At 33.7% G+C, this 21,116-nt stretch carries 23 protein-coding genes; 17 read left to right on the top strand and 6 right to left on the bottom strand.

Translation table 11 applies throughout. The features are described 5' to 3' along the window. Positions 1-36: 36 nt before the first annotated feature. Both ACM39_RS07370 and aroB read right to left on the bottom strand, forming a co-directional pair. Complete coding sequence (locus tag ACM39_RS07370) at positions 37-687, bottom strand: porin family protein (RefSeq protein ID WP_048510398.1); 651 nt, start codon at positions 685-687, stop codon at positions 37-39. Between the two features lie 250 nt (positions 688-937). Then, on the bottom strand, positions 938-1,984 hold the full coding sequence (aroB, locus tag ACM39_RS07365; RefSeq protein ID WP_048510397.1) for a 3-dehydroquinate synthase: 1,047 nt from the start codon (positions 1,982-1,984) through the stop codon (positions 938-940). 291 nt (positions 1,985-2,275) lie between these two features. Here aroB and ACM39_RS07360 point away from each other — a divergent pair, with 291 nt between their 5' ends. Beyond that, positions 2,276-3,235 (top strand): pseudouridine synthase, encoded by a 960-nt coding sequence (locus ACM39_RS07360; protein ID WP_048510701.1) that lies wholly within the window; start codon positions 2,276-2,278, stop codon positions 3,233-3,235. A 200-nt stretch (positions 3,236-3,435) separates the two neighbouring features. On the opposite strand, the gene pncA is transcribed toward ACM39_RS07360, so the two are convergent. After that, the gene (pncA, locus tag ACM39_RS07355; RefSeq protein ID WP_048510700.1) at positions 3,436-4,041 is read right to left on the bottom strand and encodes a bifunctional nicotinamidase/pyrazinamidase; all 606 of its coding nucleotides are present in this window, start codon (positions 4,039-4,041) and stop codon (positions 3,436-3,438) included. A gap of 170 nt (positions 4,042-4,211) precedes the next feature. On the opposite strand from pncA, the gene ACM39_RS07350 reads away from it, so the two are divergent. The 6 genes from ACM39_RS07350 to ACM39_RS07325 all read left to right on the top strand — a co-directional run bounded on the left by ACM39_RS07350 (position 4,212) and on the right by ACM39_RS07325 (position 8,099). Beyond that, complete coding sequence (locus ACM39_RS07350; protein WP_048510396.1) at positions 4,212-5,354, top strand: DEAD/DEAH box helicase; 1,143 nt, start codon at positions 4,212-4,214, stop codon at positions 5,352-5,354. Between the two features lie 209 nt (positions 5,355-5,563). After that, complete coding sequence (locus ACM39_RS07345) at positions 5,564-6,160, top strand: hypothetical protein (protein WP_048510395.1); 597 nt, start codon at positions 5,564-5,566, stop codon at positions 6,158-6,160. Further along, complete coding sequence (locus ACM39_RS07340) at positions 6,141-6,677, top strand: YfiT family bacillithiol transferase (RefSeq protein WP_048510394.1); 537 nt, start codon at positions 6,141-6,143, stop codon at positions 6,675-6,677. Before ACM39_RS07345 ends, ACM39_RS07340 begins: the two co-directional genes overlap by 20 nt. Continuing rightward, complete coding sequence (locus ACM39_RS07335) at positions 6,671-7,132, top strand: DUF1569 domain-containing protein (RefSeq protein WP_228377074.1); 462 nt, start codon at positions 6,671-6,673, stop codon at positions 7,130-7,132. The genes ACM39_RS07340 and ACM39_RS07335 overlap by 7 nt, the downstream gene beginning before the upstream one ends. Further along, entirely contained in the window at positions 7,129-7,503 is a 375-nt protein-coding gene (gene ytxJ / locus ACM39_RS07330) for a bacillithiol system redox-active protein YtxJ (protein WP_048510393.1), read from the top strand. Before ACM39_RS07335 ends, ytxJ begins: the two co-directional genes overlap by 4 nt. After that, positions 7,503-8,099 (top strand): Crp/Fnr family transcriptional regulator, encoded by a 597-nt coding sequence (locus tag ACM39_RS07325; protein WP_048510392.1) that lies wholly within the window; start codon positions 7,503-7,505, stop codon positions 8,097-8,099. The genes ytxJ and ACM39_RS07325 overlap by 1 nt, the downstream gene beginning before the upstream one ends. 55 nt (positions 8,100-8,154) lie before the next feature. Here the strand turns inward: ACM39_RS07325 and ACM39_RS07320 are convergent, their stop codons facing one another. Further along, entirely contained in the window at positions 8,155-9,570 is a 1,416-nt protein-coding gene (locus tag ACM39_RS07320) for a PLP-dependent aminotransferase family protein (protein ID WP_048510391.1), read from the bottom strand. A 90-nt stretch (positions 9,571-9,660) separates the two neighbouring features. Here ACM39_RS07320 and ACM39_RS07315 point away from each other — a divergent pair, with 90 nt between their 5' ends. From ACM39_RS07315 to ACM39_RS07290, 6 genes are all read left to right on the top strand, one after another. Further along, positions 9,661-10,065, top strand: a complete 405-nt coding sequence (locus tag ACM39_RS07315) for a hypothetical protein (RefSeq protein WP_048510390.1) — start codon at positions 9,661-9,663, stop codon at positions 10,063-10,065. A 64-nt stretch (positions 10,066-10,129) separates the two neighbouring features. Further along, positions 10,130-10,336, top strand: a complete 207-nt coding sequence (locus tag ACM39_RS07310; protein ID WP_048510389.1) for a hypothetical protein — start codon at positions 10,130-10,132, stop codon at positions 10,334-10,336. A gap of 86 nt (positions 10,337-10,422) precedes the next feature. Further along, positions 10,423-10,611 (top strand): hypothetical protein, encoded by a 189-nt coding sequence (locus ACM39_RS07305; protein WP_048510388.1) that lies wholly within the window; start codon positions 10,423-10,425, stop codon positions 10,609-10,611. Between the two features lie 34 nt (positions 10,612-10,645). After that, the gene (locus tag ACM39_RS07300; RefSeq protein WP_048510387.1) at positions 10,646-11,260 is read left to right on the top strand and encodes a Crp/Fnr family transcriptional regulator; all 615 of its coding nucleotides are present in this window, start codon (positions 10,646-10,648) and stop codon (positions 11,258-11,260) included. 207 nt (positions 11,261-11,467) lie between these two features. Beyond that, positions 11,468-11,977: a CinA family protein gene (locus ACM39_RS07295; RefSeq protein WP_048510386.1), complete on the top strand. Its 510-nt coding sequence runs from the start codon at positions 11,468-11,470 to the stop codon at positions 11,975-11,977. Further along, the gene (locus tag ACM39_RS07290) at positions 11,974-12,720 is read left to right on the top strand and encodes an SDR family oxidoreductase (RefSeq protein ID WP_048510385.1); all 747 of its coding nucleotides are present in this window, start codon (positions 11,974-11,976) and stop codon (positions 12,718-12,720) included. Before ACM39_RS07295 ends, ACM39_RS07290 begins: the two co-directional genes overlap by 4 nt. A 105-nt stretch (positions 12,721-12,825) precedes the next feature. Here ACM39_RS07290 and ACM39_RS07285 read toward each other — a convergent pair whose 3' ends face one another. Beyond that, positions 12,826-13,977, bottom strand: coding sequence for a helix-turn-helix domain-containing protein (locus ACM39_RS07285; RefSeq protein WP_048510384.1), 1,152 nt, complete (start codon positions 13,975-13,977; stop codon positions 12,826-12,828). A 259-nt stretch (positions 13,978-14,236) separates the two neighbouring features. On the opposite strand from ACM39_RS07285, the gene ACM39_RS07280 reads away from it, so the two are divergent. Continuing rightward, positions 14,237-17,122, top strand: a complete 2,886-nt coding sequence (locus tag ACM39_RS07280; protein ID WP_048510383.1) for a TonB-dependent receptor — start codon at positions 14,237-14,239, stop codon at positions 17,120-17,122. A 12-nt stretch (positions 17,123-17,134) separates the two neighbouring features. Further along, positions 17,135-17,959 (top strand): tyrosine-protein phosphatase, encoded by an 825-nt coding sequence (locus tag ACM39_RS07275; RefSeq protein ID WP_048510382.1) that lies wholly within the window; start codon positions 17,135-17,137, stop codon positions 17,957-17,959. Positions 17,960-18,046: 87 nt separating this feature from the next. Here the strand turns inward: ACM39_RS07275 and ACM39_RS07270 are convergent, their stop codons facing one another. Continuing rightward, positions 18,047-18,556, bottom strand: a complete 510-nt coding sequence (locus tag ACM39_RS07270) for a pyridoxamine 5'-phosphate oxidase family protein (RefSeq protein WP_048510381.1) — start codon at positions 18,554-18,556, stop codon at positions 18,047-18,049. 274 nt (positions 18,557-18,830) lie between these two features. On the opposite strand from ACM39_RS07270, the gene ACM39_RS07265 reads away from it, so the two are divergent. Further along, the gene (locus ACM39_RS07265) at positions 18,831-19,967 is read left to right on the top strand and encodes an MFS transporter (RefSeq protein ID WP_262483794.1); all 1,137 of its coding nucleotides are present in this window, start codon (positions 18,831-18,833) and stop codon (positions 19,965-19,967) included. Positions 19,968-20,160: 193 nt separating this feature from the next. Then, a complete protein-coding gene (locus ACM39_RS07260; RefSeq protein ID WP_048510379.1) occupies positions 20,161-21,084 on the top strand; it encodes a DUF3078 domain-containing protein in 924 nt (307 codons plus the stop codon). The last annotated feature ends 32 nt before the right edge of the window (positions 21,085-21,116 follow it).

Genomic DNA, 21,116 nt, shown 5'->3' with positions numbered 1-21,116 from the left:
TCTTAAATTTGTTTTTTCTGAATGTTGTTAAGCTTTTTATTTAAATTTGAAAGCTAAACCTACCTGGAATACGTTGTTTCTCACAGCGTCACCATTGTTGTTTTTATAGATATCTGTTAAACCAGCAGTATATCTAGCTGTAAGACCTAAATTGTCCGTGAAGTAATATCCTGCTCCAATACCGATACCAAAGTTAAATGTTTGGAAATCATCCTTATCTAAGCTCGTAACTTCTGAACCATTAGAGTTTCCATTTGTAGAACTTTTGAATTTATCTTTAGCACTTACAAGGAATCCGAATTCAGGGCCTGCTTCTAAATAAAGATTTGGAAGAGCATTATATTGGAACATTACCGGTACAGCCACATATCCTAAATTTCTTGAATATTCTGCTTTATAATCATTACCTAAAACAGTATAGTTTCTAGTTACTTTAGAACCTAAATCATTATAAATAACCTCTGGTTGTACACTGAAATTAGTTGCTACCGGAATATTTGCAAACACACCTGCATTAAAACCGATTCTAGATTTTGAATCATCCAAATCTGCTCCATCTGTAAGTGAAGAAACGTTCATACCTCCTTTAATACCAAATGATACCGGGTTAGAAGATGTAGTTGGTGTTTGTTGAGCGAATGCCAATGAACTTGCAGTTACTGCTAATCCTAAAATTAACTTTTTCATAACTTTAATTTTTTTAATATTTTACTATTCTTAATTTTAAATTTTACTACTGTCTAATTTTCTGTCAGACGCAGAGTATCTTTCAAATTGCTTGCCAAAAATCATTTTCATGATAAAAATCAGTAAAAAAACCGCCTATGTCAGACGGTTTTTAAATAATAATTGATTGTAAATCAATAATATAAAATCAATTAAATGTTTGTTTAATTTTCTTTCTTACAAGTATTTTTTATGTCTTCTGATAACTACTTTAAAAATTATTTAAGTTTCTGTAAAAACCAAAAGATTTTAAAATATTTTTTTGACTACATTCATAATCAAACGTGCATTCACCAATTCCTGAAAGGAGAGAAAAGTTGATTTTACTGTCAACATTTTTCTTATCATTTAATAATAAACCAAAAATATCTTCATCTTTAAAATCACTGATATCCAAATAGGGGTAATATCTTTGAATGTTTTCAATAATAAATTTAGAATCATCTTCAGAAATTAGGCCTTCCAAATAGGCAAGATGTGCTTCACAAATCATCCCTGCAGCTACTGCTTCGCCATGAAGAACAGGGTTTCCCTGGCTTAAACATAAACTTTCAATACTATGGCCGATGGTATGGCCAAAATTCAAGGTTTTTCTGACATTCTTTTCATGAAAATCTTTTTCTACAACATCCTGTTTGATATCCATAGAAGTCTGAATATGCGGAATAATACCATCTATATCCAATTTATGAATGGCAATAAGATTTTCCCAATGCAGTTTATCTGCAATCAGACCGTGCTTCAGCATTTCTGCGAAACCGCTTCTTAGTTCCTTAAAAGGAAGCGTTTCTAAAAATTTAGGATACACAAAAATCTGTTCAGGAAAAGTAAAAGTTCCCACCATATTTTTATAATGCATCAAATCAATCCCCGTTTTTCCGCCAATTGACGCATCGCACATGGATAAAAGGGTAGTAGGGATATTAATAAATTGTATCCCTCTTTTATAGGTAGAAGCCACAAAACCTCCCATATCAGTAATCACACCGCCACCAAGATTGATAACAAGAGCTTTCCTGTCCGCCTGCATTTCTGTCAAGATTTCCCAAAGCTGATTGGCAGTCTGGATATTTTTCATTTCTTCGCCCGCCTCAACCTCCAGAATTTCAAAGCCTAAATCTGTCTCCATATTTCCCAAAAGAATAGGCAGACAATATTCATGCGTATTTTCATCAACCAAAATAAAGATTTTACTGAAAGATTTTTCGTGTAAAAAGTCGTTCAGTTGAGAAAAATTATCGTTTAATATTGTTATCATTTTCGGAATTTCTATAAAGTTAATTGTAAAACAATATTGCAAAGTTATGATTCTTAATTTTTAACTCGTAACTAAATTACTATCTTTGTAGAAATTTTTAGAATGAGCAGAGATAATAATAATTCAGGAAAACCAAAAAGACCAAGAACTTCAACAAGAAATAATTCTGATGATTCTCGTGCTTCTAAATCTGGAAATTCTTCAGGTTCAAGACCTTTCAAAAAATCTTTTCCTAAAGCTGGAGAGAGAAATTCTGATCCCAGGAAAAGTGATACCAGCTACGAGAGCCGAATGGAAAAGAAATACTCAAAAATTGAAAAAGAGCCATTTATTACAAATCCAGGTGAAGAAAAAAAGCCATTTGGAAAATCAGCTCCTAAAAGAGGTGGAGGCAGAAACAGTTTTGATACTAGAGATAAGTACGAAAGAGGTAGCTTAAAATATGGCAGAAGACCAGGTAGCGGGAATGATAGAAATCAAGATGGCGCCAAATCTTTCGTGCAAAAAAGAAGACTGAACAAAATAGAAAAAGATGTTCATAAGGACACTATCCGTCTTAATAAATACATTGCCAATTCAGGAATTTGCAGCAGAAGAGAGGCTGACGAACTGATTACGCAAGGACTTGTAGAGGTAAACGGAAAAGTAGTAACTGAAATGGGGTATCAGGTTCAGAAAACTGATAAAGTAGTTTTTGACGGACAAAATATCACGCCGGAAAAACCTGTTTATGTACTATTAAACAAACCAAAAGGGTATATTTCTACTACGAAAGATGACAAAGCAAGAAAAACAGTAATGGATTTGGTAGCAAATGCCTCTCCTTACAGAGTTTTTCCTGTTGGAAGATTGGATCGTTCTACAACCGGAGTTATTCTTTTAACGAATGACGGTCACATGACGAAAAAATTGACACACCCATCTTTTGACGCTAAGAAAATTTATCATGTAACTTTAGATAAGAAATTGACTCATGAAGATATGAAACTTATCGCAGAAGGTATTCGTTTGGACGAAGGTGTAGCTGTTGTGGATCAAATTTCTTTTATTGAAGGTAAACCGAAAAATGAAATCGGTATCGAAATCCATATCGGATGGAATCGTGTTATCAGAAGAATTTTCCAGAGATTAGGATACGAAGTGGAAGCTCTTGACAGGGTAATGTTTGCAGGATTAACGAAGAAGAACATCAAAAGAGGACATTGGAGAATCCTTACAGAACTAGAAGTGAATAATCTTAAAATGCTTTAATACGAATTGTAAAATTCATTTTTTAAGAATTTTAGTTAAAAAATAAAAAGACGTTGAAAAAATTCAACGTCTTTTTTATTTATAGGCCGTTTGTCATTCTAACAAAGAAAGAACCTGTTATCTGTTGTTGAAAAGATTCTTCATTACGCTCCGCTACATTCAGAATAACAAAAAACGCTGTGATTTTATTTACTAAAAAACTATCCTAAAACGGTTACTCCTTTTTGAATCATTTCATAAATAGCATCTCTGCCATTATCCGGTTTTACATTTACAGCTCGTGTCCCGTTGAAATGCAGACAAGTTACATATCCGTTTGCAACCGCATCTGTACAAGTGAATTTTACACAGTAATCCATTGCCAAACCTACAATTTCCACCAATTGGATATCATGATATTTCAGGAAATCATCCAAACCTGTTTTCATGAAGTGATTGTTATCCTGAAAACCGCTGTAGCTGTCAATTTCAGGGTTTTTCCCTTTTTGGATGATATGAGTTACCTTATCTCTGTTTAGATCTTTATGGAATTCTGCACCGAAAGTTCCCTGTACACAGTGATCCGGCCACATAAACTGTGGAACACCGTTTAAAATAATGCTTTCACCTACATTTCTTCCGTTATTACTTGCAAAGCTTTTATGATTTGCAGGATGCCAATCCTGAGTCAAGACAATTTGATCGTATTCATTTTCTTCCATCAGAAGATTGATATACGGGATCACTTCATTCGCTCCCGGAACTGCCAATGCGCCACCTTCACAAAAATCATTCTGTACATCTACGATTATTAACGCTTTTTTCATATTTAGATTTCTCGAATTTTTAATAAATTTACGAAAACTAATATTCAAAAAACCGTCCAAAATATAATTATCGGACAAATCGGCATTGTATAAAAGAAAATTGTAATCACTGTTTTGTTTGAGCGAGAAACCAAATACCAATAGCTTATCTTTGTACCAAATAAGTTTTTATGTCATTTGAATCTTTGGGATTATCACACAATATTATTCGTTCTGTCAACAAATTGGGATATTTGAAACCTTTTCCAATTCAGGAGCAGGCTATTCCTGTTATTTTACAAGGAAAAGATTTAATGGGAATTGCACAAACCGGTTCGGGAAAAACAGCCTGCTTTGTGATGCCTATTTTAGAAAAATTACAAAACTCAGAGGTTAAAAAAGACCGTAATGTTCAGGTTTTAATATTGGTTCCTACACGTGAGCTGGCAATTCAAATAGATGAAGTTTTCAGAGTTTTTACACAAAACTTAAAACGTGAAATCCGTACAATGGCTGTGTATGGCGGGGTTTCTATCAATCCTCAAATGAAAGGTATGTTCGGAGTAGAAGTTCTTATTGCAACGCCTGGTCGTTTATTAGATTTAATTGATCATAAAGCAGTAAGCATTTCCGGAATCAAGCACTTAGTGATCGATGAGGCAGATAAAATGTTTCAGCTAGGTTTTGGTGAAGAGATGAATAAATTGTTTACTCAAATGCCTGTCGCAAAACAAACAACTTTGTTTTCAGCAACTTTAAACGATAAAGTTGCTGAAATGAGAGGACGTTTATCCATCAATCCTACGATGATTGAAATCAAGAAGGAAGAAGTTGAAATAGACCATATCGAGCAATTTGCTTACCACGTCTCTCCGGAAAATAAAGGTCCTTTTTTGCGTTATCTAATTAAAGAAAAGAAGGTTGAAAAAGCATTAATCTTTGTATCATCTACAAGATCAGCAGATAATTTGGTAGAAAAACTGAAAAAAAATAAAATAAAAGCCGTTGCTATTCACAGTCAGAAATCGCAGGGTGCGCGTAGAAATAATTTAGAAGAATTTAAAGTAAATGGTGCTCAGTTTTTAGTGGCAACTGACTTAATTGGTCGTGGAATCCATATCGAATTTTTGCCTTGTGTTATCAATTACGAATTGCCTCGTTCGCCTTTAGATTATATTCACCGTATCGGTAGAACGGGCCGTGCAAACGAAAAAGGGACTGCTATCAATATTTTGACAGACGACGAATTGCAGCATTTCAGAGTAATCCAAAAGAAAATGGGTAAAAAAGTTACTTTACAAAGAACAGAAGGTATTGATTTACACGGTTATTAATGTAATAAATAAAATAATAGGCTTCAGTTTTTAATAGAATTGGAGCTTTTTTGATTACGAATTTTTAAGGGAATATATTTTTATTTTGTGAATAATAAAACTAACAATTAACGCATTTTTCATATTCCGTTTTCGAAATTTTAATATTTTTACAAAAACTAATATTCAAAAACAGCTCAGGGTATATTCATTGGGCTAATCGACATTACATGGGAGAATTTACTATTGTTAAAGGTTTATTTGATAACAGAAAACGGCAATTAATCATTGATGAAAATTTTATAAAATTTGAAAATAAAGATAAGAAAGACGATCTGTTCACAATTATAAATAAAGATGAAATCATAGGTTTTCGTTATGGTACTCATTTTATTAGAGGATATCGTTTTATTATAGGAAGAGAATATCAAATTTTTATCCGAAATAAATCAGGAAAAGAGCTTAAAATAAACTTCAGCCTTTTCTATAAAAGAAAATTGAATGAAAAACATCAATTATTTTGTGATCTTGTCAATGAATTATGGAAGCAATATTTTGATGAAATTTTAGAAAATTATTTTCAGAAATTTAAAAATAATGTGCCATTCGAACTTTCAGGAGTTAAAGTTTTGCATGACAGAATACAATTTAGTAATAAAAAAATTTTACTTGAAGACTTAGATACAAAAGCATATTATCAGTATCTTATGATTTTTTCTAAACAAGATAAATATAATAACAAAATGTTGTATTATTTAAAAGATAAAGATGCCGTAATTTTATCAGACTTATTAACCAAAATAAAAAATGAATACTCTAGAAAATAAAAAATATCCAATAGGGCACTTTCAGGAACCTGCAAATATCTGTGATATCAAATTGGATGAAAATATAAAAGTTATTAAAGACTTTCCCGGAAGGTTAAAAAATCTCATTGAAAACTTTTCTGATGATGAATTAGATACCCCTTACAGAGATGGCGGATGGACAGTGAGACAACTCGTCAATCATCTTGCTGACAGTCATATTAATAGTTTTATCCGTTTTAAACTGGCTTTAACAGAAGATAATCCTACTATAAAACCTTACGATGAGGCAAAATGGGCAGAACTTCAGGACAGCATTAGTATGCCGGTAAAACCTGCGATGCGAATGATAAAAGGAACGCATCAGCGCTGGACTGTTTTATTAAAAAGCCTTACTAATAAACAGTTTGAAAGAACATTCCGTCATCCTGAGAAAAAAAATGATTACGATTTGAGATATTATGTAGCATTGTATGCTTGGCATTGTAATCATCATTTTGCACATATTGATAATTTGAAGAAGGAAAAAGGTTGGTAAAGAAAAGTCTCCATAATCGGATCTATTTTGATGAAATTGTTGAAAGGATTTCTCATCTTTCGGAAAATTCTCCGAAAAAATGGGGAAAAATGAACGTGAGCCAAATGATGAAACATTGTGATTTAATATTACAAATTCCACTGAAAAAGGTTGAAATACCGAAGATTAATATTTTTTTACAATATGTAGGAATTTTTACAAAAGTAGAAATGCAAATTTTTAACAACGGAATTCCTCATAATATGCCAACTTTTCAAAAAGTAATTGTTAATTTTGAATGTGATTTTGAAAAAGCAAAACAAGATCTTTTGGAAAAACTGAATGAATATTGGTATGCTTATCAAAACAACAACCTGCCGGAAAAACATAACCTTTTCGGTAAAATGGAAGAAAAAGATTGGGGTTTTCTGGAATATAAACACCTCAATCATCACTTAAAACAATTTAATGTATGAGTTTTTTTGATAAAATATTTGGCGGAAAACAGGAAGCTTCTGAAGAAAAATCTTTCTGGAACAAAATAGAATCTGAACAGGATTTGGAAAAAGCTATTGAAAATTCTCATCATAACATCATTGCAATTTTCAAGCACTCTACAAGTTGTTTTATCAGCAAGACTGTATTGAGAAATTTTGAAAAAGAAGTAGAAAATTTTGATAAAAAAGTAGACTTTTATTACTTAGATTTGCTGGCACATAGAGGAATTTCGAATAAAATCGCAGAGATTTTCGGAATTCGTCACGAAAGTCCGCAACTGATAGTAATAGAAAACGGAAAAGCAATAAATAGCGCTTCACACGAACTTATATCGACAAGCATCATTTAATGAAGAATATCAATAACTATTTAGCCAAAGTATTAAATGTTCCTCTTGAAAAAGTGAACATGTGCAGTCTGCATTATGAAGTAAAGAAAATTCCCAAGAATCAATTTATTTTACAATACGGAGAGATCTGCAGACATATATACTTTGTAGAAAAAGGACTCCTGAAAATGTATTCTATCGATAAAAACGGAAAAGAACACATTATACAGTTTGCTCCCGAAAGCTGGCTGATTTCTGACCGAAGCAGTCTTTATTTTAATGAAAAATCTATTTATTATATCGAAGCCGTTGAAGATTGCGAAGTTCTTTTGCTGCATCCTGACTTTATCAGCAAATTAGTAGGAGAGTTCCCGGATAGTCTTGAAAAAAGCGATATTCTGGTGCAAAAACACATCAAAAGTCTTCAGGACAGGATCAATTCTTTACTAGGCGAAACAGCAGAAGAGCGATATATGAAATTTATCAAAATGTATCCGGATTTGCTTCTGAGAGTTCCACAATGGATGATTGCTTCTTATCTTGGCATTACTCCTGAGAGTTTAAGCCGTGTAAGAAAAGAACTGGCAAGAAAAAATTTCGTTCCGGATAATAAATAATTTCAAATTTTAATTTTATTAAACTGAAAATCCTATCGAAAAGCAAAACATGAAATCAGGTTAAACTTTTTGCTAAATTTCCAACCTTTCTCAAGCTCAATTCTGTATTTTCTGTCCAAGGTAAGCCGATGCAGAGCCTCATACAGTTTTCATATTGATCCTGAAGTGTGAACATTCTTCCCGGCGCAATGCTTATGTTTTGTTTAATTGCCAAATCATAAAGTTCAGCTGTTTTAACTGTTTTATCAAATTCTACCCAAAGAGAAAGCCCGCCCTGTGGACGGCTGGTTTTTGTACCTTCCGGAAAATATTCTGCTATAGTACGAACATAATTCTGGTAATTATTTTGCAATGTTTTTCTAAGTTGTTGAAGATGCTTTTCATATCGCCCTGTTTTTAAAAAATTGGCAACAGCTTCATTTACAATTGAGATAGATGAGGTAGCGTGAAGTAATTTCAACTTTAATATTTTATCTTTGTATTTTCCGGGAGCAATCCAACCTACACGATATCCGGGAGCCAGCGTTTTTGAGATCGAACTGCAATACAAAACGTTTCCCCCCTTATCAAAAGATTTGCAGCATTTAGGTCTATTTACGCCAAAATATAAATCTCCGTATACATCGTCTTCAATCAACGGAATGCTATTTTCCGCCAAAAGCTTTACCACCTCTTTTTTATTTTCGTCAGACATACAGCTTCCTAAAGGAGCATTGAAATTGGGAATAAGCAGGCACAAATTGATCTTAGGAATTACTTTTTTTAAAGCCTCAATTTCAATTCCGGTTGTGGGATGGGTGGGGAGCTCTAAGACCTTTAACCCTAAACCGTTTGCCAATTGTAAAATTCCCGGATAACAAGGACTTTCGATTGCAATTGTGTCACCGGGTTTTCCTAATGCCATCAAGCAAAATGAGAGTGCATTCATTCCTCCGTTTGTTGTAATTAAATCATTTTCGTTGAGGTTTCCACCCCAAGCTAAAGAACGAACAGCAATCATTCTTCTCAATTTCAAATTTCCCTGAAGCTCTTCAAATTCAGTTCCGCCTTCTTTTAATTCTCTGGTTGCATTTATAATTTCCTTTTTAAGTTTTGCCTGAGGAAGAAGATCGCCGGAAGGGATACCGATAGAAAAAATAGTAAAATCTTTTTTACCAATATTTTCATACACTTTACTGATTAATTCATCAGGCTCACTGTTATTGGCAATCAGAGACGGCCGGCTGATTTCAGGAAGTGGAAGCCTTATAGAAAGCAATTGACTTACAAAATATCCTGACTGTGGTTTTGATTCTATTAAAGATTGAGATTCAAGCTCAAGAAAAACCCGCTTTGCCGTGTTCATACTGATTTGATGATCATTACACAAAGTCCTTACAGAAGGTAGTTTCTCACCTGCCTTCAAAACGCCATTTCTTATTTGGGCCGCAATCCCGTTGCTTATTTCTCTATACAAAAATTCTTTATTCATTTCTTAAACTGTACTCATACAAATATACAAAACTGATACTGTGTTTATCAAATTATCATTTTTAATTTTGGGTTTTCAATAAAATTAAAAATGATAACAAATACAATATCAAAAGATCAGTCTGTAAGCGGTTGGATAAACGGTTTTATCGGTGTACTTTTATTCAGCGGTTCTATGCCTGCAACAAAATTTGCTGTTCTCACTACTTGGAAGTCTTTTAGTGATTGGTTTTGCTGTTTCTCAGGGAATTTCGGCTTCCCCGATTGGCGATATCTTAATGTTGTAATGTTATGCAGATTAGGGTACGCAGAAGGCGCAAAACTGTCAAAAACATTAGAAGGATGGCAAGTAATTTCCTGGGCTTTAATTGGCCTTAGCAGCACATTTTCTTCACGAGCAGGTAAGCATCGGAATGTTAGGTATTACAATAGGGGTGGTTTTATGTGTGGTCGCAACCAAAAAGTTTGCGAAATAAAATTTTACTATCCATTATGATTTAGATCATAAAATAAAGCTTGCCCTTCTTTGTAATTTTGAAAAACACCAAAATATAATTATTATGAAATTAGCAGCATCATTGATTTTAGCTTCAGGTCTTGTAGTTCTGAGCTGTAAAAAAGAAACAACTACGTCAACTACCAACGTTGACACTATAGTTACAACACCTCCTGATACTGTAGTTACAACCATTCCATCAGATACCGTTAATGCTGTTACACCAACAGATAATACCGGTAAAAAAATGGATACAATGAAAGTAAAATAATCATTCACACCTAATAAGGTGTATGATAATTACTTCCTATTTATTTACATCATTTTATTATAATATATCATTACTTACCCATCAATATGGATAATTTTGTTCCTATTGATGGGTTTTTGGTTTTAAATCAACTCAAAATAAAAAGAAAATATGTATACGATTCTCAATATATACAGTTGAAACCTTTAAAAACAAATGCTATTTTAACTTTATTTAACAAATACATTAATACTAACGGTGCAGGATTTGCTTTAGAAGCTTCAAAGAGATTTTAAAGCATTTTTCAATTCTAACACCAAGACTAATATTATGAAAACGATAAGCTGTATGAAAATTGATGAGTCGTTGTTGGAATCATTTGGTGCAGAAATTAAAAATTATAAGCCCAAAGAGTTTATATTCCGCGATGGTGATTCACCTCTTTATTATTATCAACTAAAGAACGGGGTTGTAAAAATTAATCATTATGATGAAAATGGCAAAGAATTTATCCATAATATTTTAGGCGAAAACCAAAGTTTTGGAGATTCTTTATTATTTACAAACAAAAAATATCCCATTAATGCAATAACGCTTAGTTCGAGTAGTGTTATAAAACTTCCGAAAAATCGTTTTTTTGAGCTCTTACAACAACATCCGGATATAAACCGTGACCTAAACAATTGTTTTTCGCAACATCTTTATTACAATCTTATTATGATGCAAAGTTTGGCATCTCCCCATCCGAGCGTAAGAATAAAAGGATTAATGGAATATTTAAAAAGTTTTCATTCTTGTGATGATGCCTTTTCTTTCCATATAAAACTGACAAGACAACAGATAGCAGATCTGATAGGGCTTCGTGTAGAAACAGTGATAAGAACATTAAAAAAAATGCAGGAAGAAAATCTTTTAAAGATAGAAAACAAGCAGATTTTATATTAATACTATGATCTGAATCATAAAATAATCTGCATGTTATTTCCGAAATTTAAGATAAGAATTGATTTAAATCTGAATTTTGAGACATATATCATAATTCTTTCCTAAGTTGAAAGTAGTGTTGATGAAATTTGCCAAGGTTTAGATTAAAAGGGAGAAATCCTGAGTCAGAAATTATAACCACTTCACACCATACAAATATTGATTATCATGGAATTTCAGAAAAATTTACTTGATTACATAAGCCGATCATTAATAACAACAGGCGAGACAATCTCAGTAGCAGAAAGTGTTACATCAGGATTACTTCAATTAGCATTTTCACAAATGCCAAATGCTTCATTATTTTACAAAGGAGGAATTACAACCTATTCTTTACCCGAAAAAACAAGGTTATTAAAAGTTAACAAAACAGAAGCTCAGGAATGTGACTGCGTATCAGAAAACATCGCGGAAACAATGGCTCTGAATGTTGCAAAAATGTTTGAAACAGATTGGTCTATTGCCACAACCGGCTATTGTACACCTATAAGAAATTCTTCATATAAAGTTTTTGCCTATTTTTCTTTTTCATATAAAGGCGAAATTATTCTCACCAAAAAATTAGAGCTGCATCCTAAAACTCAGGCTCTGAATGCCCAGCTTTATTATACAGAATTCATTCTGGGATGCTTTAAAAGTGAAATCAATAACCTTTTATTACTAAATAGTTTTGCATGAGAAAATTGATCAATAAGTCTGTATTAATTACCGGAGCTGACAGTGGAATAGGCAAAGCCACAGCTTTACTTTTTGCTCGGGAAGGAGCCGATATTGCCATCATCTATCATAAAGATGATAAAAGTGCAGAAAAAACAAAAAATGAAATATTATTATTGGGAAGAAAGTGTATTATTTTTGCTGGAGATATTAATGATCATGAGTTCTGTGAAGCTACCGCTAAAAAAGTAGTTGATGAATTTGGCAAAATAGATGTCTTAATAAATAATGCGGGAACACAGTTTCCATCGGATAATATTGAAAATTTAGAAGAAAAAAATATCCGAAAAACATTCGATTCTAATATTATAGGAATGATTTTGTTGACAAAAGTTGTTTTTCCTTATTTAAAAGAGGGTGGTAGTATAATCAATACAACATCTGCGGTTGCTTATCAGGGACATCCCGAATTGTTGGATTATTCAGCCACAAAAGGTGCAATTGTTTCCTTCACCCGATCGCTTGCCCTCCAGGCAAAATCTAAAGGAATTCGAGTAAACGCCGTTTCGCCGGGCCCTGTAGCAACACCGCTTACAGAAAAAACTTTTGGAGACGAAAAAGAAGATCCAAACAAACCTCCGTTTGAAAGAAACGCAATTCCGGAAGAAATTGCAACAAGCTTTTTATTTCTTGCAAGCGAGGATTCGGCTCAGATAACAGGACAGGTTCTTCATCCAAACGGAGGATTAATCGTTAACGGATAATCATTTTTTAAGAAAATGTCTATTCGTTTGTTGAATTTTTAATATTTGCCATTATTATAAAAAACGAAAAGAAATAATTAATTGAGAAAAATCCTGCTACAATTCTTAGCTTAATCCAAATTTTTGTTCAGAAATACTCCTAAAAGTCTTTTCTTTGATCAAACTTTTATAATATTCTGACGGGGTTTTACCAATAATTTCTTTAAAATAACGGTTAAAAGAAGATTTCGATTTAAAACCAGCTTCATAAGCAAAGGATAAAAAATTAATACTTTCGTCTTTTTCAATGGCTTTTTTTACCATTATTTTAAAATATTCAATACGATATTCATTGATATAGCGGTAAAAGGGTTTATGCTTATAACCATTTAACATTTCACTGATTTGGTATTTGTTGATTTCTGTTTTTAAAGCCAGTTGATCCAATGTCAGATCACAATCCCTGAACAACTCCTGAACTTTCACAGACTCGTCCATTTTTTGCCATAATTCATTAAATTTTACTTCGTAATCAATGGTATTTAAAGCTGGATTATCTTTATTAATGATAATTTTCAGACTATCATTTGAATTTACCTCTTCTAAACTTTCAATTTCTGTTTTAAGGCTTTTTCTTACTATCAAAAGACAAATAACAAGCAACAAAAAGTAAGCAATACTTCTTATCGAAATATTAATAATCTGAGCTTCTTCAGGAGAAAAGTATAATAATATTTTGGAAGCAATCACACCCGATTCCATTAAAAGAATACAGTAGGAAATTCGTGAAATTACGTCATATTCAACCTTTTCCAAATTCTTATTTTTATTAATAATTAAAACTGCTTTCAACGGATAATATGAATTAACCGCAAAAAGAATAATCAGACTGAACTCATTATATAAATCAAGCAATTTTTGATCAACATGATTCAGTACGAAAAAAACACAAGAAACCGTTAAATATCCTATCATCAGAACAAAAAGCGGCAAAAAAACATACCATTTTGAGGTAACAGAAAATTCTTTTTTTGTTTTGCTTAAAGCGTATAAATAAATCAAGGGTCCATAACACGCCCCAATAAAAGTATTCATCTGCTGCCTGATACTTTCATCCGGAATAAAATTGAAAATCACAAATTTGATGATTAGATGTACAGCAATTGCAGAAAGCAGAAAGATAAAAAGATAGCTGGAACCCGCTTTTTTCTCTTTTACCTGCAATAGCCAAAGCGCTACAAGTGCCTGAAAAGCTCCGATAATAACGATATATTGCATTCTTCCTTAGGTTTACACAAAATAAATATAAAAACTTCATTTTACCATTCAAAATATTATTATATATCTATTAAAAATTTCATTTGAATGCTTAATATTCAGTTCATAAATAAATAACAATCTGTTAAATTAATATAAACATCTCAATTTCAGTATTTTAAAAGTACTAAACCAACGAGTGAGACGTTTTGTGATATGGTTTTTTCTCTTGGACGAAAGATGGTTTTGATTCGTTCAATTTTGCCAACAAAAAAATCCTATGAACAATTCTATTGGTTTTTCAAAAAGCAAGTCGGGAATCATCCAGATATCTGCGTTTTTCCTGATGGCTTCTTTCGGAACCATTCACGCACAGACCATCAAAGGAACTGTTGTCGGGAAAACAAACGGAGCGCTTCCCGGAGCTAATATTTCAGTAATAGATTCCGATTCTAAATCAGTTTCGACTTTAGACGGAGATTTTAATTTACTTTCGCCAAAATTGGGAGAAATCAACCTAAAAGTTGAATATATTGGCTATGAAACGAAAATTTTTCCTGTTACCATTAAAGAAGGGACTAATGACCTTGGCTACATCACGATAACGCCGGAAGACAAAAAAAACAAGGATAAAGTAAGCAATATTCAGGAAGTTGTGATTTCCAGACCCAATGCTTTGACACAGGCAAAAGCTTACGAAATCAAAAAGAATAACAACGCTATCATGGAAGTAATCGCAGCAGATGCTATCGGAAAGCTTCCGGATAGGAATGCCGCTGAAGCCGTACAAAGAGTTCAGGGAGTTGCTGTTGCTAGATATCACGGTGAGGCAGATCAAGCAACAGTGAGAGGAACTCCTTTTGCGTGGACATCGGCTTTATTCAATGGAAACAGGCTGCCAAGTGCGAATGTTTTAGGAAACAGATCTTTCGTTTTGGATGTTGTTCCTTCGGAATTAATCCAGTTTGTGCAGGTTTCAAAAGCTGTTACCCCCGATATGGACGGTGATGCGATTGGCGGAAGTATTAATTTTATCACAAGAACAGCTCCCGCAAAGAAAACTTTAAGCGTAAGCGGAGCAGGAGGTTATAATACTTTTTCACATAACGCAACTTATAATGGCTCAATTGTTTACGGAGACAGATTTTTTAATAATAAGCTAGGCGTTATCTTGTCGGGAGCTATTTGGGACAGACAATGGGGCGCAGATTCATTTGATGTGACTTATAATACAGGCGCAGATAATGATATCCAAAGAAAATCTATCAATTCTGTGATGATGAAAAGATATATGGGAACAAGAAGAACGATAGGTCTGAACGGTGGTCTGGAATATAAATTAAATGCCAGTAACAAATTTTATTTCAGAGGAATGTTTAACAAATTTGATGATATCCGACCTGTTTATGAGTCTTATGTAGATTACACCAATACCCGATATCAGTACAATTTCAGGTATTCTCATTACCAGACTGAACTGTATGGAATGGAATTGGGTGGTGAACACAGCATTTCATCAAAATTAAATATCGATTGGATGCTAAGTGATTATCAGGCAAAATATTTCCTTGACACACCGCCTGCAAACGATATAAAAGGGCTTCCTATTTCTACTTTCAGACAAAAAATTACCGGTGGGTTTAATAATCTTTCGAGTGACGGAAAACGTTATTGGGGATTTGATTCTCCAAACGGAATAGGAGGCGAGTATATGGATTACAGCTCTGATACCGCCAACCCGAATGAAGTAATGAGCGCCGATAAACTATTGCTTTCTCAATTAGTCATCTCAAAATTAGACAACAATGAAAGAGATAAAATTGCGAGAGTTAATTTAAAATATGATATTAATTCAAATATTACTTTAAAAGCCGGTGCAAAATATCGTGAAAAAGATAGAAATAGCACCTATGGATATAATGCTGTTTTTGTTCCGACCACTTCTTCATTATTAAGTCTTTCCCAATTATCAACCTCAGAACCGCCAAAAGGAACCGGATTTTTAAGCGGAATGAATGGAAATTATGATCAATACATTATGAATCCCCCTACAAAAGAACAGCTTTTCCAGATGTTTTCGCCTGAGTTTTTACAGCAAAATGGTTTTCAGGATTTTTCAAGCGCCGATTCTAATGCAACAAGCGTTTACACAGGCGAAGAATCCGTCTTTGCAACGTATGCAATGGCAGAAATTAAGGCAAGTGATAAATTTAAAATCGTAGGAGGTTTCAGAAATGAAACAACAAGATTAACTTTAAACGGAGCAAAATCGATAAAAGAAGGAACCTCATCAGTAATATCTCCATCCATTGTAGAAAGCAACTACAATGCTTTTCTTCCGATGCTGCACCTACGTTATAATTTTTCATCAAAAGCAAGCTTGAGATTGGCCTACACACGCTCATTTATCAGACCAAATTTTGGAGATATGTCACCCGGCTCCAGTATTGACAATACGTCAAGCCCATTTAAAATTAACCGGGGAAATCCTGATTTGAAGCCCACGTTCAGTCACAATTTTGATGTAATGGGAGAATATTATTTCAATAATATCGGGATTCTCTCAGGAGGTGTTTTTTATAAGAAAATTTCAGATATAGTATTCACAGATGCATCTTTAATGAATATAGGAGGTACAGATTATATGGTAACTCAGCCGAAAAATCTTCAGGATGCAAATCTCATCGGTCTTGAAGTGGGAATTAATAAGCGTCTTGACTTTTTGCCCGGCTTCTGGAATGGTTTTGGAGTTGAGTTTAATTATACTTTTATCAATTCAAACGTAGAAGTTCCGAGAACGGTAAACGGGGCTCAGTCTTTTGACAAAACTACACTTCCCAATCAATCTAAAAATCTATTCAATGCTATTCTTTATTATGAAGGAAACAAAATCATGATACGTTTGGCAGGAAATTACAGGGGCAAATCCGTAGAAACTATCAATCAGAATCTTGGACCGAACTATTACATCTGGTCAGATAAAAACTTTACTGTCGACTTCTCTGCAAGCTACGATATCAGCAGAAAAGTTAAGGTCTTTGTTGAATTAAATAATTTAAGCAACGAAAGTCTGAGACTTTATATGGGTGACAATAAAAAGAGAATCACTTCTAACGAATGGTACGGAAGCAGAGGCCAGTTGGGGGTTCGTTGGCAAATATTTTAAATTAATTTATACATGAAAAAAATACTATTAACAGCAGCAATTATTGCTTTTGGAACAAATTCACACGCACAAATCAAAGACAGTCTTCGCCGTGTTGTAAAAATGGAAGGCGCATACAACTTCAGAGATACAGGAGGTTACAAAACTACTGATGGAAAAGAAGTGGTTTTAGGCAAAGTCTTCAGAAGTGATGCGATTGATAAATTATCTGATAAAGATTTAAAAACATTTAAAGATAGAAAAATAGCTACCGTTGTAGATTTCAGAGGTATTGAAGAAGCAAAACAAGCTCCGGATAAACTGCCTCAAAATACGAATTATCTTCTTTGCCCGGCCGGAAGCAATAATCTACCGACTGCTCAGGATATGGCTAAATTTTTAAAGGATAAAAACTTTCTTTTTGATATGTACGGTGAAGGCGGGCTACCTTACTTTGGTGAAAGATACAGAGCACTATTTGTTCAACTATTAACCCTGAAACCTGATGAGGCTCTTTTATTCCACTGTACAGGAGGGCGTGACAGAACGGGAATGGCTTCGGCATTATTTCTAAAGATTTTAGGAGTCCCGCAGGATGTAATCGAAAACGACTATATCGCATCTAACTTTTATCTAGCTAAAAATCCCACAATGAAAAACATGTATTCAGGATTATCTAAAATGGCAGGAATGAGCGAAACCGAAATCAAACAGCAAATGGAATTAAGACCAGAATTAATAAGAAATTTTTTCACAGCCATTGATAAAAAATATGGAAATATTGAAAACTTTTTTCAGGTTGAAATGGGGATTGGACCTAACGAAATAACAATTTTAAAACAAAAGTATACGAAGTAAAGCAATCATTCAAGATTAGATTTAAATTGAAAAGCCATCTCAATATGAGGTGGCTTTATCTTTATAAATCAATCATAACCGAATTTGCTAAACTATAGCATTTCCTTCCACACCGTCAGAATTATTGGTCTTAATTCCTGTAATTGCAGAAGCTACAAAACTGAATAAACTTACCAGTTTTCCTGCTTTTGTGTCCCAATAATAGGTTTCTTCCGGCTCTACCCGAATAATAGAAACTTTAGGATCATCCTTACCCTCTTCAAACCATGCTTTTGCCAATGGCGACCATTTATCCTCAATAGTAGTTTTATCCTTGTAAACAGACGCATTTCCATATACAGAAAGATATTGAGAATCACTGTTGTTCATAAAAAAAAGCTGGACTCTGCGATCCTCTTTTATTTCAAAATTTTTGTTGCTGATATCGCTGCTGATAAACCAAAGGTTCCCGCTGTCATCAGTTTCCTGCAGTGTCATTGGCCGGGAATTGACAGGCACATTTCCCAATTCTGTACAAAACATACAGATTCTCGCGCTTTCCGACAGTTCTTTGATTTTTTTAATTGCTTCCTGATGGGTAAGATTTTGTGTTGACATAATAATATATTTTAAGTAATTTGGTTTAAAAAATTATACAAATTAATAATCTGATCTACAGTTATCATTCAAAAATCCGACCAATAGAAATATTTTAAATGTTAAAAAATTAAACTACAATAAAACTTACTTTATCAATGGCAATTACATAAAATTTTAATGAAACATATTATTAATTGGCTTTATTTTATAGTAATTTCGCTGCTTAATTTAATTCCAGATTTTCATGCAGCCTGATTCTTCCCCTCGAATTTCCCGTACAGTTATTTGGTTAATGGCAATTATTTCCGGCCTTGTAGTAGCAAATAATTATTATAACCAACCCTTATTGGCCCTTATTTCAAATGATTTAAAAATTTCAGAAAGTGCAGCAGGTAAAATTTCCGTACTTACACAGTTAGGATACGCAGCAGGGCTTTTATTAATTGTTCCCTTAGGAGATAAGTTTTTAAGAAAAAAATTAATCCTCATTGATTTGCTCTTAGTTTTTGCCTCATTACTTTGGATGGCATTTGCCAGTCAATTGTGGATGTTGTACGCAGCAAGTTTACTGATTGGTACAACTTCTGTAATACCGCAACTTTTTGTACCTATCGCAGCCGAACTTTCGTCTGATGAAGAACGTTCAGGAAACATAGGATTGGTAATGTCGGGTTTACTTTTAGGAATTCTTTTATCTCGTTTTATTGGAGGAATTGTTGGTGAACTGTGGGGCTGGAGAGCCATGTTCGGAATTGCAGCAGGAATAATGATTTTGGTATGGATAGCCGTTTATAAAATGCTCCCGGAAATCCAACCCAATTTTAGAGGAACTTATAAAGAACTGATGCGTTCTGTGGCATATCTGGCGAAATCTCAACCCATTTTGCAATTGGCTTCTTTTCGTGGAGCAATGGCATTTGGTTCAATGTGTGCATTGTTTACCACTTTAGTCTTTCACATGGAAAAACCGCCTTTCAACGCGGGTTCTTCTGTTGTTGGAAGTTTCGGACTGGCAGGAGCAGTTGGAGCTTTGGCTGCAGCAAAAGTTGGCCAGCTTCAAAAGTATTTAGATTTAAACAGAATTATTTTTTATTCTTTATTAGTCGTTTTGGGAAGTTGGGCTTTTACGTATTTCGCAGGAGAAACATATTGGGGACTTATTGCCGGAGTTATTCTTGTTGATTTAGGAGTGCAGTCCAGCCACATTATGAATCAAACCAATTATTTTTTAATCAAATCAAATGCTGTAAATAGACTGAACACCGTTTACATGGTTTCTTACTTCATCGGTGGTTCATTAGGAACATGGACGGCTTCTATCGCCTGGCAACAGGCACAATGGGCAGGTGTATGTTTTGTTGGTACAACGATGGGATTATCAGCCTTAATTGCACATCTCTTATTCTGCAGAAAAATTAGTTTAAATTAATCTTCAACGTATTGGTTTCCGCCGCTTTACAACTGGTATTACGGATTATGAAATTATTTAAAATATATAAAGATATTACTACAAATTATATCTCTAATATATGAATAAATAATTTTTAATTCTACATAAGTTTGTCATTTTGCATTTCAATATGAAATATTATTTTTAATTTTAATCTTGAAATAAATAAACTATGAAAAAAACTTTATTATCAGCTTCCCTTTTTCTAGGGAGTTTTGCTTTTGCACAAGAGGCAAAGACTGATGCATCAGTTGCAGATACTACAAAAGCCTGGAGTATTCAAGCACAGAATACATTAATGCTAAACCAAGCTGCCTTTTCAAATTGGGTAGGGGGCGGGGCCAATAATATTGGATGGCTTGCCGGAGTAAACTACAATATGACTTATGAAAAAGGAAAAGATCTTTGGGAAAACATCATCATTTTGGGTTATGGACAAAACAACACAAAAGGAATAGGCACCAGAAAAACTCAGGATGTTATCAACCTTTCTACTAACTATGGCCGTGAATTTGCAAAAAACTGGTATATCTCTGGTGGAGCTAGTCTGCAGACGCAATTTGCTGCCGGCTATGAAGACGGGAACAATCCTGATGCAGCAAAGCTTTCCAATTTTATGGCTCCGGGATATGTAAATGTGGGAGCAGGTGTAACGTATCGGCCAAATGATAATTTTACGATGACCTTACGTCCTGCCAATGCAAGATGGACATTTGTTTTGGATGACGATTTGCAATACGCCGGAACTTATGGTTTGAAGCATGACGGCGATTCTTCATTGTTCCAGTTTGGTTTTTTGGGAACAGCAATTTATAAAGTAAAACTGATGGATAATATCAGCTTAATCAATACAGGATCGGTATTTTCAAATTATTTAGAGCATCCTGAAAGACTTGTTCTTTCATACAGCGGTGTTTTGAATATGAAAATTAACAAATTCATTTCAACTAATATAACGTTGGATTTACTGTACGATCATAATCAGATTCAAAAAACACAGCTAAAGCAGACTTTAGGAGTTGGTTTTGCGTATAATTTTGACAATGGTAAAAAACGTTCCGATAAAAAGGAAAATCAGGATTGGATGAAACAGTAAATTAAATTTAAATGATAACAATAAAAGACTAG

It is taken from the genome of Chryseobacterium sp. FH2, assembly GCF_001045455.1.
Classification (GTDB): domain Bacteria; phylum Bacteroidota; class Bacteroidia; order Flavobacteriales; family Weeksellaceae; genus Chryseobacterium.
The sequence above is the reverse complement of the archived record's forward strand: the minus strand, read 5'-3'. Positions and strand labels throughout refer to the sequence as shown.